Origin of the sequence: Streptomyces sp. NPDC056347, from assembly GCF_042262625.1 — a bacterium.
In the GTDB taxonomy this organism is placed as follows: Bacteria; Actinomycetota; Actinomycetes; order Streptomycetales; family Streptomycetaceae; genus Streptomyces.
In genome coordinates, this window is the sequence record NZ_JBHJQP010000230.1 from 1 (window position 1) to 10,505 (window position 10,505).

General features: G+C 70.2%; 9 protein-coding genes. 5 read left to right on the forward strand and 4 right to left on the reverse strand.

Going from position 1 to position 10,505, the window contains the following annotated elements:
- Positions 1-80: 80 nt before the first annotated feature.
- A complete protein-coding gene (locus tag ACFCV8_RS33145) occupies positions 81-2,381 on the reverse strand; it encodes an FAD-dependent oxidoreductase (protein ID WP_376689209.1) in 2,301 nt (766 codons plus the stop codon).
- Between the two features lie 449 nt (positions 2,382-2,830).
- On the opposite strand from ACFCV8_RS33145, the gene ACFCV8_RS33150 reads away from it, so the two are divergent.
- From ACFCV8_RS33150 to ACFCV8_RS33165, 4 genes are all read left to right on the forward strand, one after another.
- Positions 2,831-3,757: a carbohydrate ABC transporter permease gene (locus ACFCV8_RS33150; protein ID WP_376689210.1), complete on the forward strand. Its 927-nt coding sequence runs from the start codon at positions 2,831-2,833 to the stop codon at positions 3,755-3,757.
- Positions 3,757-4,677, forward strand: coding sequence for a carbohydrate ABC transporter permease (locus tag ACFCV8_RS33155; RefSeq protein ID WP_376689211.1), 921 nt, complete (start codon positions 3,757-3,759; stop codon positions 4,675-4,677). The genes ACFCV8_RS33150 and ACFCV8_RS33155 overlap by 1 nt, the downstream gene beginning before the upstream one ends.
- A 70-nt stretch (positions 4,678-4,747) precedes the next feature.
- Positions 4,748-6,049, forward strand: coding sequence for an extracellular solute-binding protein (locus ACFCV8_RS33160; RefSeq protein WP_376689212.1), 1,302 nt, complete (start codon positions 4,748-4,750; stop codon positions 6,047-6,049).
- A 243-nt stretch (positions 6,050-6,292) separates the two neighbouring features.
- Complete coding sequence (locus tag ACFCV8_RS33165) at positions 6,293-7,621, forward strand: BNR-4 repeat-containing protein (RefSeq protein WP_376689213.1); 1,329 nt, start codon at positions 6,293-6,295, stop codon at positions 7,619-7,621.
- 88 nt (positions 7,622-7,709) lie between these two features.
- On the opposite strand, the gene ACFCV8_RS33170 is transcribed toward ACFCV8_RS33165, so the two are convergent.
- Together ACFCV8_RS33170 and ACFCV8_RS33175 are read right to left on the reverse strand one after the other, a co-directional pair.
- The gene (locus ACFCV8_RS33170; RefSeq protein ID WP_376689214.1) at positions 7,710-8,546 is read right to left on the reverse strand and encodes an EamA family transporter; all 837 of its coding nucleotides are present in this window, start codon (positions 8,544-8,546) and stop codon (positions 7,710-7,712) included.
- A 159-nt stretch (positions 8,547-8,705) separates the two neighbouring features.
- Positions 8,706-9,233 carry a DinB family protein gene (locus ACFCV8_RS33175; RefSeq protein ID WP_376689215.1) on the reverse strand — a complete coding sequence of 176 codons (528 nt, stop codon included), beginning with the start codon at positions 9,231-9,233 and terminating at the stop codon, positions 8,706-8,708.
- 135 nt (positions 9,234-9,368) lie between these two features.
- On the opposite strand from ACFCV8_RS33175, the gene ACFCV8_RS33180 reads away from it, so the two are divergent.
- On the forward strand, positions 9,369-10,328 hold the full coding sequence (locus tag ACFCV8_RS33180; protein ID WP_376689216.1) for an SDR family oxidoreductase: 960 nt from the start codon (positions 9,369-9,371) through the stop codon (positions 10,326-10,328).
- Between the two features lie 21 nt (positions 10,329-10,349).
- Here ACFCV8_RS33180 and ACFCV8_RS33185 read toward each other — a convergent pair.
- A partial coding sequence (locus ACFCV8_RS33185; protein WP_376689217.1) for a carotenoid oxygenase family protein occupies positions 10,350-10,505 on the reverse strand: 156 nt, incomplete at its 5' end.

Genomic DNA, 10,505 nt, shown 5'->3' on the forward strand with positions numbered 1-10,505 from the left:
CCTTCACCGGGCCCCTTCGTCGTACGGCAGGGCCCCTGCCTCGTGCAGTCGGGCCCCTTCCGCCGTACCGCCGGGCGCCGTTACGCGTCGTACGCCTTGAAGGCGATCACCTGCGCGTGCCGCGCCCCGTGCGTCGCGTCCACCACGAGCCGCAGCGCGTCGGTGCGCACCGGCCCGCCGTCCGCGCCGGTCAGCGCGTGGACGCGGTGGCGGCGGCGGTTGCCCGTCACCGTCACCAGGGTGCGCCAGACGCCGTCGGGCTCGCGGCTCTCGATCCGGTAGTCACGGACCAGTTCCGGCATGACCTCGAACGGGGTGCGGTGCCGGTGCAGGTTGTTGAGGTACTCGTCCACGTCGTCGTCGAACACCACCCGCGCCTCGGTGAGCCGCTGCTCGCCGTCCCAGTCCAGGCGCAGCCACTCCTCGGCCCGCTCCGGGTCGGGCAGCGGGGCGGACGACCACTTCTGCGGGCCGCCGTAGGGCCGCTGGAAGCCGCCGACGGCCCGCTCGGGCAGGAAGGCCGCCGTGTCCGGGGCCGCGCGGAAACCGAAGGTCTGCCGCCGCAGGCCGCGGGCCTGCCACTCCAGGACCAGCTGGCCTTCCTCCTCCGGGATGTCGTGGTCGACGGCCGCGTCCCCCTCGACCCTGCTGCGCAGCGCGAGGACGCCCTCGGTGCGCTCGGGTACGAGGACCAGGGCCGCCCCCGGGCAGGAGCGGACGATCAGGACGACGTTCTCCGGGGCGTCGGGGCGGTGGTCGAGCCGGGCCGTGACCCAGTGGGGGCCGCCCGCGGGCACGGTCACCGTGGTGGTGAGCAGGTGGTCGACCGGAACGGCGTTCTCCGGGCGTCCGGTGGTCCACAGCTCCACGGTGAGTTCGCCCGGCTGCTCACCGGGGGCGCCGTGGACCAGCAGGTCGACGGTGTCGAGCGCGGGGTCGGCCGGCAGCAGCAGCGCGAGGTCGCGGCTGAGCGGGTACGGCTCGCCGGGCGCCGCGTCGGTGGGCTCGGCGGCCAGGCGGCTCAGGTGCGAGGAGGCGCTGATCCGGGCCGTGCGCGCCAGGTTGCCGGGGTCGTCGTCGACGAGGCCGATGACGGAGGCGTCCTGTCGGAGCAGGGCGTGACGTACCAGTTCGGGGTGCTTCGTGGCCAGTTCGCGCGGCGTGAGGTCCTCCGCGACGCAGAGCGCGGCAGCGGTGCCGGCGGCCTCGCCGAGCGTGGCGCAGGTGGCCATGACGCGGGTGGCTCCGAAGGCGATGTGGGTGGCGGAGATGTTCCGCCCGGCGAACAGGAGGTTGCCGACGTTCGCCGAGTACAGGGAGCGCAGCGGGATGTGGAAGATGCCGTCGGCGTAGCGCTGGCGGGCGCCCGGCTCGTCCGCGTACATGCCCTGGACCGGGTGGAGGTCGACGGACCAGCCGCCGAAGGCGACCCGGTCCTCGAACTGGCGCTGCTCGAGGATGTCCTGCTGGGTGAGGATGTAGTCGCCGAGGAAGCGGCGGTACTCGCGCTTGCCGGGGAGACTGCCGACCCATTCCAGGGTGAGGTTCTCCGCGTCCGGGAACTCTCCGGAGTTCTTGATGTGGTCCCAGATCCCCATGATCACGGACTGGAGCTCGTCACGGATGCGCTCGTTGTCGTGGACGGTGTCGATCTCACCGCCCCACTCGATCCACCAGTAGTCGCACCCGTTGTCGCCGGTGCGCAGCACCCGGTTGCGCAGGATGGGCGTGGTGGTGAGGTCGCGGGCGGAGTTCGGCGGTACGAACTTCACCGGGCGGCCCGTGTCCTTGGTGTGGAACAGGATCGTCGAGCCGAGCAGCGCCTCGTCCTGCTCCTCGGGCGCCCAGGGCTCGTCGAACTCCGCGCGGGCCTCGCGGCCGATGCGGTAGTGGGCGCCCGCCAGGTGGCCGAGCAGGCCGTCCCCGGTGCAGTCGAGGAACTGCTCCGCGTGGAACGTGATGCGCCGCTCCGAGCCCATCATCCAGCCGGTGCACGAGTGCAGCTTACGGGCATCGTCCGGGCCGCTCGCGTCGGCCTCCCGTACGTCGGTGTTGAGGTACAGGTCGATGTTCGGTTCGGCCCGTACGGCGTCGAGGACCACCTGGTCCCAGTAGTACGGGTTGCCCTCGGGGTTGCGGAACTGGTTCTCGGTGTACAGCTCGCCCATGATGCCGGTCTCACGGGCCCACCGGTGCACCCCGTGGGCGGTCGCGCCGCAGACCCAGACGCGGATCTCGCTGCTGGCGTTGCCGCCGAGGACGGGCCGGTTGTTGACCAGGGCGACACGTCGGCCGAGCCGGGCGGCGGCGATCGCCGCGCAGGTCCCCGCCAGGCCACCGCCGATGACGGCGATGTCGTAATGGACCTCTTCTTCCCGCACGGTGCGGCCTCCTTGGAGTGAAGCTCGGATACTCTCCGCCACAGCGGAGCGGCCTTGAACGTACATCACTTCCATATTGTGCAACCACTGTTCAGCCAGTGGGATGTGTTGTAGATTTCCGGCGCAGCCAAAGACGACCGCCGCCACGGACTCCCAGCTGGGTCCATGGCTCGTTCGACGGCTTCGCCGGCTCTGCACAGATCCGGCGATTCACCGACCAAAAGGGTTGACGCCGTCGCACGATATGGAGAACGATCCCGCATGCTGCAACTTGCGTTCAATGGAGCATGTATGGCATTCACACAGGGTCTCGGTCGAAGCAGTGGACGGAGCAGCGGGCGGAGCGGCCCCCTAGGCGCGCCCGGCCGCACCGCGCCCGTCCACCTGCGCACGGCCACCTGTGGCACGCCCCGCACCAGCGCTCCCGCCCCGTTCGAGAGGACACACCCATGAGTACGGCCGCACCTCCGCAGAAGGCCGCTCCACGCCGTGAGCGGGCCGGCGGACGGCTCTCCAACGGCGCGTTCGCACTGTTGCTGACCGCGCCAGGAATCGCCCTGTTCGCGACGATCATCATCTATCCGCTGCTTTCGGCACTGGTCACCGGCTTCTTCAAGCAGGACCTGCGACTGCCCGGCCGGGAGTTCGTCGGTCTGGAGAACTTCTCCTACTGGCTGGACGGTGACTTCCTCACCATCCTCAAGCAGACGCTGGTCTTCACCGTCGGCGCGACCGTCGTCCCGTTCGTGATCGGCTTCGCGCTCGCCCTGGCGCTGAACTCGGGCCTCAAGGGCAGCGGCTTCCTGCGCGGCCTGTTCCTCTTCCCCTGGGTGATCCCGGGCGTGGTGGTCTCCTTCCTCTGGATGTGGATCTTCAACGCGAACTACGGCGTGCTGAACGGCGTCCTCATGAAGGCCGGGATCATCGAGGAGTCGATCTCCTGGCTCGGACAGCCCGGCACCGCCATGCTCGCCGTCATCATCACCAAGACGTGGGCCAGCTTCCCCTGGATGATGGTGATGCTCCTGGCCGGTCTGCAGACCGTGCCCAAGGAACTGCACGAGGCGGCCTCGATGGACGGGGCCGGCTCGATCCGGCGCTTCTTCGCCGTGACCTGGCCTCAGGTCCGCGGCGTCGCCTCCATCGTGCTGCTGCTGGAGTTCATCTGGAACTTCCAGCACTTCGACACCATCTACGTGCTCACCGGCGGCGGCCCGGCCGGCTCGACCGAGACCTTCGCCACCGCCGTGTACCAGACCGCCTTCAAGGGCTTTGACATCGGCCGGGCGACCGCGCTGGGCGGCCTGTGGATGCTGCTGCTGCTCGTCCTCGTAGTTGTGTACCTCAGGATCACCGAGCGGAAGAACGACGCCTGATGACTTCCACGACCACCACCCCGCTGTCCGGCACCGACCGGCTGAGCCCCGCCGTCACGTCCTCCGGGCGCACCACCCGCCGCCGGATACGCAAGGACCTGCTGCGCTCGCGGATCGTGGCCTGGACCGCTGTCCTGGTCATCGGCGCCTTCGGCATGCTGCCGGTCTACTGGCTGCTGGCCACCGCACTGAGCAGCCCCGAGCAGACCTTCCAGTTCCCGCCGAAGCTGATCCCCACCGACATCACCTTCAGCAACTTCACGGCCCTCGCCGACAACGACCAGCTGATCAAGTACCTGGTCAACTCGCTCGTCGTCGCCTCGATCACCGCCGTACTGAGCGTGGTCGTCGCCACGTACATGGGCTACTCGTTCTCCAAGTTCCGCTATCGCGGACGGCGCTCGCTGATGCACATGGTGCTGGCCTCCCAGATGTTCCCGCAGGCGCTCCTGCTGGTGACGCTGTACGCGGTCTTCTCCAGCTTCGGCCTGCTGAACACGTACACCGCCCTGGTGCTGTCCTTCACCACCTTCACGATGCCGCTGTGCGTCTGGATGCTGAAGGGGATCTTCGACACCATCCCGGACGCCCTGCTGGAGGCCGCGTCCATCGACGGCGCGTCCCGCTGGCGGACGCTGCACTCCATCGTGGCCCCGCTGGCCGCGCCCGGCATGATCGCCGCCGGTCTGTTCGCCTTCGTCCGCGGCTGGAACGACTTCATCTTCGCGGTCACGCTGGCCGACAAGGAGAAGCAGACCCTGCCGCCCGGCCTCGTCTCGACATACATCGGCGAGTTCCAGACCGCCTGGCCCGAGCTGATGGCCGCCTCCCTGGTGGTGTCCGTTCCGGTGGTCATCGCCTTCATGTTCCTCCAGCGCTACCTCGTCGGCGGCATGACCGCCGGTTCGGTCAAGAGCTGAGCCCGCGGGACCACCCCGCCCCCTCCCCCACGCGTTCCCCTTCCGCCCAACCCTCAATGGAGAGACAACCATGACCACCTCTGGTCTCAGCCGGCGCGGCGCGCTTCGTATGTTCGGTCTCGGCGCGCTCGGCGTGGCCGGCGTCGGCGCCCTGAGCGCCTGCGCGCCGTCCGGTCCCAGCTCCTCCTCCAACGGAGGCGACACGAAGTCCAAGAACTTCGACTTCACCTCCTGGTCGCTCAACGAGGAGGCCGCCAAGCCCTCCATCGAGAAGATCATCAAGGCCTGGGAGAAGGCCGAGGGCAACAAGATCCGCGCGGTCTCGTACCCGTACAACGAGTACCTGAGCCAGCTCACCCTCAAGCTCGGCGGCGGCGAGACCACCGGTGCGATACACCTCGACATCGCCTGGCTCGCCGCGGTGGCGCAGATGGGCAAGCTCGCCGACCTCGGCTCCGTGGCCGGCAAGGCCGGCTACACGGACGTCGCGCTGAACAGCGGCAAGTACGACGGCAAGCAGTACGGTCTGCCGTGGAACACCGGCTCGATCGGCGTCATCGCCAACTCCAAGCTCCTGGCGAAGGCCGGCATCAAGAAGCACCCCACCACCATCGAGGAGTTCGAGGACGCGCTGCGCGAGCTGAAGGGCCTCGGCGGCGGTGTGGTGCCCTACGCCGCGGCCACCAAGGTCGCCCAGCTGAAGGACATCTTCCCCTGGATGCAGACCTTCGGCTGCACCCTGCTCGAAGGTGACAAGGTCACCATCGGCGACGACGCCTCCGTCGACGCGGTCACCTGGTACAAGAAGCTCCACGACCAGAAGCTGATCGCCGCCGACGTGGACCGCTTCGACGCCCGCGCCCTGTTCGGGCAGGGCAAGGCCGCCTTCTACGACGACGCCATCATCGGCAAGGGCGTCATCGCGGCCCAGGCCAAGGACAAGACGCTGGCCGACGCGATGCAGCCGATGCAGCGCCCCGTGGTGAAGGCGGGCGACACGCCCCAGGCGCTGCTGTGGGGCGGCGTCATCGCGATCGTCAAGGGCAAGGGACAGGACGCGGCCACCGACTTCGCGCTGCACGCCACCAGCGACCAGGCCACCGTCGCCCAGTACTTCGCCGAGCGCGCCCTGCCGCCGTCCACCACGGCGGGCCTGGCCGACCCGAAGGTCGCCAAGGACGCCTTCTCCACCGAGTGGACCGAGAAGATCACCAAGACGGCGACCGGCAGCCCGTTCTGGCAGTTCGCGCAGAACGCCCAGATCGAGGAGGCCGTGGCCAAGCAGGTCCAGGCCGTCCTGGTCGGCAAGTCGAAGCCCAAGGACGCCATGAAGCAGGCCGCCGAGGAGGTCACGGACCTCATCAAGCGCTGAATCCGGCGCCGAGTCAGGCGCTGATCCGGAGCACGGTGTCCGGGGCCCGGTGAAGGTGGTTCGCCTTCACCGGGCCCTTCGGCGTTCCGCATTCGACTTCCTCAAGACGTATTTAAGTTTCGCATTGTGCACCCCCTGTTCGTGATCTGGGATCGGTTGTAAGCTCCCGGCGCAGCGACGGGGCAGTCCTGCACAACGAGACGCTCCGTTCGCCACACCCCCGCACCCGCGAAGGAGCTCACCTTGCGACGTCCCACGGCACGCGTGTACGCGGCCTCGGCAGCGGCCCTGACCGCCCTGCTCACGCTCGTCCCGGCCGCCCAGGCCGACGGAACGGACCGCACGGCCACTGCGACCGCCACGGCCGCCACGGCCGCTGCGACGGTGATCGAGAAGATCCCGTACGCGATGGACTCGTCGAACCAGGCGGCCTGGTGGTCCCCGGTCGCCACGTACAAGGGCCGCGGCCAGTACACGTACTTCGCGTTCAACGAGCCCGGCGCGACCGCGGCCACGCACCGTCCGGCCATCGCGCGGCGCGACCCGGACGGCGTCTGGAGCCGGCTGCCGCTGCTCGACAAGAACGGGCAGCAGGCCGAGTTCCCCGACGACAACGGCCACAGCCAGCCGTCCGTCGCCCGTGACGGCAGCGGCCGCCTGCACGTGTTCGCCTCGATGCACGCCAACCCCTGGCGCTACTTCCGCACCGAGGGCCCCGCGACCGACGTCACGGACCACGCCGCCGAGCTGCCCGACCAGGGCATCGGCATCACGTACCCGATCGTGGCCACCGCCCCCAACGGCGACCTGTACATGGCCGCCCGGGTCGGCTCCGGCGCCGACAAGCGACCCGGGAAGCTGTACCGCTGGGACAACGCCGCCGCGAAGTGGAGCGTGGTCGCCACCTTCGCCGACGCGCTGAACCGCTCGATCTACCCGGACGACCTGATGGTGGACGCCACCGGGCGCGTGCACCTGCTGTACGAGTGGGCGAAGGCTCCGGCGACCGGCTTCCGCCACCAGCTCTCCTACCTGAGCTACGACCCGTCGACCGGCGCCTTCGCCGACAGCGCGGGCGCCGCCGTCACCACCCCGGTGACGCCCGCGACGTCCGACGTGATCCAGGACCTCACCGCCGGTGAGGAGTGGAGCATCGACAACGCCTACGCGGGCCCGGCGGTGCAGAGCGCCAAGCTGACCCTGGACGGCTCCACCCCCAAGGTGGCCTACCGTTACCGCTCCGCCGACAGCGGGGCCAATTTCCGTGTGTACTACGCCTACCCGAGCGGCACCGGCTGGGTCAGCAAGACCGTGTACGCGGGCGGCCAGACCGCCGCGGCCATCGGCATCACCTGGGACGCCACGGACACCAAGCGGGTGTACTACGTGACCTCCACCGGCACCGACCGGGTATTCGCCGCGACGCAGAACGCGGACGGTGCCTGGGTCGCCGAGTCCGCCGCGCCCGGCGTGAGCGCCGACCGGCTGGCGGTGCGCCAGGACTCGGACGGGGCCGACGTGCTGTACCTGCCGGTCACCGCGACCAACTCGCTCTACTACGGCCGACGCTGAGGCCCCCGCCACCGGTCGCCGGCCGCACGGTGCGCGGCGGCCGGTGGCGGCCGGTAAAAGCCGGTCAGACGCTCAGGCGCTCAGGCGCTCAGGCCAAGGCCAGCAGACTGACGGCGACGGCCGCCGCGCCGAGCCCCACCAGCTGGCCGCGATGGATCCGCTCGGCGAGCACACTGCGGGCGAGCAGCACCGTACCCGCTGGGTAGAGCGCGGTGATGACGGCGACGACGGCGAGGTCCCCGTCGCGGGCGGCCATGAGGAACAGCAGGTTGGCCACCGAGTCCAGGGCGCCCGCGGCGGCCGACACCCCGTATGCGGGCCGCCCGGTGCCCAGGCCGGAACGGATCAGCGCGGCCACGCCCAGACTGATCGCCGCGGAGACCGCCCGTCCCACGATCAGCGGGGCCACGCCGCTGTCGGCGGGCGCCTGGTTCAGGCAGATGAGCTGGACGGCGATGGCGGATCCGGCTCCGAGGGCCAGCAGCAGCGCGGAGCGTGAGGGCCGCGCCGCCCCCGCACCGTGCCCGGCGCTGACCATCACGACCGCGGTCAGCGCCAACGGCAGACCCACCAGCCCGGCCGTTCCCAGATGCTCGCCCTGAACCAGCCCCACACCGACCGGGAGCATGGCCGAGACCAACGCCGTGACCGGCGAGAGCACACTCATCGGGCCGATCGCCAAGGTGTGGTAGAGCAGCGCGAAGGCACCGGCCGAGGCCACTCCCGACGCGACGCCCCAGCCGAGCGCCCCGGCGCTGAACGAGGCGCCGAGCACCGGCCACAGGGTCAGCTCCACCGCCAGGGAGGCCGGGGCCGCGATCATGACCGTGCGCAGCACATGGGCCTTGCGGGCACCGAGTCCCCCCAGGAAGTCGGCGCAGCCGTAGATCAGGGAGCTGCCCAGGGCCAGCAGCAGAGCGATCACGGTCTGCTCCGTCTCCCTGGGCCAGCACCGCTACCGCGCCGTTCCCTCTGGCTCGCCATGCCCCACCCCTCCCATTCGCCCCGGGAGCCTACCGGGCCCAACTCCCTTCACTGCAAGGGAGTTGGGCCCGTTGTCCCAGAGAGTGAGAAGCGGTTCGGGTCAGGATCCGGTGACTCCGTCGATCCGCTCCCGGATGAGATCGGCGTGGCCGTTGTGGCGCGCGTACTCCTCGATCATGTGGACCATGATCCAGCGCAGTGACACGCCCCGGTCGCCGAGGTACGCCGCGTCCTGTTCTGACAGGACCCCCGCGTCGTCCAGCGAGGCGTCGGCGCTCAGTTCCCTGCCCCGGGCGATCTCCGCCCGCCAGGCCTCCAGCGCCTCGTCGATCCCCCGGTCACGCACGAGGGTGAAGCCGTCGGGGCCGGAGTCCTCGAAGACCCGCGGCACGCCCTGCCCCGTGAGGACGCGCTGGAACCATTTGCGCTCCACCTCGGCCATGTGCTGGACGAGACCGAGCAGCGTCATCCTCGACGGTGACACGGTGTCCAGCCGGGCCTGGTCGTCGTTCAGGCCCGCGCACTTGAGGGCGAGCGTCGCCCGGTGGAAGTCCAGCCAGGATTCGAGCATCGCGCGCTCGTCCGCGTGCGGGGGCGGGACGGGGCGTCCGTCCGGAGTCGTCGTCATGGCCACTGCCTTCCAGGCCGCCGCCGTCGGGAAACTCCCCGGGCGGGAATCGAGAACGGGTCCGTGGCCGGTTCCACAGAAAGATCACCGGAAAAGGAGACAGGATCTGTCTCCTTTTCCGGGCACGGTGATGGCATGAACAAGGAAACGCACACCCCTCTCACCACCCAGGACACCCCGCTCGCCGGCCGGATCGCGCTCGTCGCCGGAGCCACCCGCGGGGCCGGACGCGCCCTCGCCGTGGAGCTGGGCCGCTCCGGCGCCACCGTCTATGTGACCGGCCGCACCACCCGCGAACGGGCCAGCGAGGTCGGCCGGACATCGGAGACCATCGAGGAGACCGCCGAGCTGGTCACCGCCGCGGGCGGCACCGGCATCGCCGTCCCCACCGATCACCTGGACGAGGAACGGGTACGCGCCCTGGTCGAGCGGATCGACCACGAGCAGGGCCGGCTCGACATCCTGGTCAACGACCTCTGGGGCGGTGACCACCTGCTCATCGGCTCCGTCTTCGGCAAGAAGAGCTGGGAGACGCCGTTGGCCGACGGTCTGCGCATCCTGGAGCTCGGGGTGCGCTCGCACGTGATCACCGCGGCGCTCGCCCTCCCCCTCCTGATCCGCTCCGACGCACCCCTGCACGTGGAGGTCACCGACGGAACGGCGGTCTCCAACCGCCGGTACCGGGAGAACATCTACTACGACCTCGCGAAGTCCGCTCCCATCCGGATCGCCTACGGCCTGGGCGAGGAGCTGGCGTCGTACGGCGGCACCGCCGTCGCCGTCACGCCGGGTTTCCTGCGCTCGGAGCAGATGCTCACGCACTTCGGGGTGACGGAGGAGAGCTGGCGCGACGCCATCGCCCAGGAGCCGACCTTCGCGATCGCCGAGTCCCCGCTCTTCCTCGCCCGGGGAGTCGCGGCGCTCGCCGCCGACCCGGACCGGGCCGAGCGCTGGAACGGGAAGTCCACGTCCAGCGGTGAGCTCGGCAGGGTCTACGGCGTCCGGGACGCCGACGGCAGCTGCCCGGACGCCTGGGCGTTCATCGAGGACACCGTGTACGGCGGGAAGGAAGGAGCGGCGGAGGACTACCGCTGACGGAGGACGGGAGCGGGGCGCTCACGCGTCCGGCACCCAGCTCCCGTGGAAGCCGAGCGGCACCCTTCCCGGCAGGTGGACGCGGGCCAGCGGGCGGCCGGTGAAGTCCTCGGCGGAGAGGATCACCAGATCGCTCGCGCCGCGGTCCGGATCGTGCACGTAGGAAAGGAGGTAGCC

Bases quoted from the DNA above. Each gene is read 5' to 3' on its own strand.
- ACFCV8_RS33150 (WP_376689210.1), top strand. From the start codon at position 2,831: ATGAGTACGGCCGCACCTCCGCAGAAGGCCGCTCCACGCCGTGAGCGG.
- ACFCV8_RS33155 (WP_376689211.1), top strand. From the start codon at position 3,757: ATGACTTCCACGACCACCACCCCGCTGTCCGGCACCGACCGGCTGAGC.
- ACFCV8_RS33160 (WP_376689212.1), top strand. From the start codon at position 4,748: ATGACCACCTCTGGTCTCAGCCGGCGCGGCGCGCTTCGTATGTTCGGT.
- ACFCV8_RS33175 (WP_376689215.1), bottom strand. From the start codon at position 9,233: ATGACGACGACTCCGGACGGACGCCCCGTCCCGCCCCCGCACGCGGAC.
- ACFCV8_RS33180 (WP_376689216.1), top strand. From the start codon at position 9,369: ATGAACAAGGAAACGCACACCCCTCTCACCACCCAGGACACCCCGCTC.